The organism is Pseudotenacibaculum sp. MALMAid0570, from assembly GCF_040151415.1.
In the GTDB taxonomy this organism is placed as follows: domain Bacteria; phylum Bacteroidota; class Bacteroidia; order Flavobacteriales; family Flavobacteriaceae; genus Polaribacter.
The window spans coordinates 1-1,320 of the sequence record NZ_JBDKWF010000025.1 but is presented as its reverse complement, the minus strand read 5'-3'; the positions used below and the strand labels follow the sequence as shown (position 1 = coordinate 1,320).

Sequence of the window (1,320 nt, the reverse complement as noted above, 5' to 3'; positions counted from 1 at the left end):
TGGTATAGATGCCAATATTGTCGCATTATCTGGAATCGCTATTGCTATTGGAACGATGGTTGATGTTGGAGTCATTCTATCAGAAAATATCATTCGACATTTTCAAGAGAATGAAGAAGGATTGTCAGCAAATGAAGTAGTATACAATGCTACATCGGAAGTTTCTAGGGCTATTCTAACCGCTGTTTTAACAACTATTATTAGTTTCATTCCAGTTTTTACAATGATTGGTGCTGAAGGGAAGTTATTTAGACCCTTAGCATTTACAAAGACATTTGCCTTAGCTGCATCCATCATAGTAGCATTATTTATCATTCCGCCATTTGCTGCGTATTTGTTTAAAAATAGAAAACCAAAACAGTGGTATGGATACATAGGTGCAAGTATCTTATTCTTATTAGGTATTGCAACTATTATAATGGGATATTGGTTAGGACTTGTACTCATCGCTTTTTCGATAAGTCAATTATTGAAGAAGAGAAATTATATCACAGAGAAAAAATCTAATGGGTTCAATGTGTTCATTTCTGCAAGTACTATTCTATTCTTACTGGCTGAATATTGGCAACCTCTTGGAATAGATAGAAGCTTTTTTATGAATCTTCTTTTTGTTTCTGTGATTAGCTTAGGGTTATTAGGTGCTTTCATAATCTTTAGAAAGTTCTACTCAAGAATCTTATTATGGGCATTGAATCATAAATTAGTGTTTTTAGCCATTCCAACTACCATAGTTGTTTTTGGTTTCTTTATCATGAAAAATACAGGTAAAGAATTTATGCCTTCATTAAATGAAGGGTCATTTTTATTAATGCCTACTTCCATGCCTCATTCTGGAATAGCAGAAAATAAAAGAGTACTGCAACAACTAGACATGGCAGTAGCAAGTATTCCAGAAATCCAAACTGTAGTAGGAAAAGCAGGAAGAACTGAATCGGCTTTAGACCCTGCGCCTCTTTCGATGTATGAAAACGTAATTCTCTATAAACCTGAGTATATGCTCAATGCAGATGGAGAACGTCAACGTTACAAAGTGAATGATGAAGGCTTGTTTGAGTTAAAGGATGGTAAGTTTATCGCTAATCCAAATAATAATGAAAATGTCACCTTGAGCCTGCCTGTTCGGCAGACAGGCGCAGTCGAAAGATCTCAATTAATAGAAGATGCAGACGGTGAATTCTTCAGAAACTGGCGACCAAAGATTAAAAGTCCAAATGATATTTGGAAAGAAATTGTAAGAGTAACGAAACTTCCAGGAGTCACATCAGCTCCAAAGTTACAACCGATAGAAACAAGGTTGGTAATGCTACAGACAGGGATGAG

General features: G+C 35.5%; 1 protein-coding gene. It reads left to right on the top strand.

Annotation, left to right across the window (positions count from 1 at the left end; genetic code table 11):
• Positions 1-1,320 (top strand): efflux RND transporter permease subunit (locus AAON49_RS00115; protein WP_349551734.1); only part of this gene is annotated, 1,320 nt, incomplete at both ends.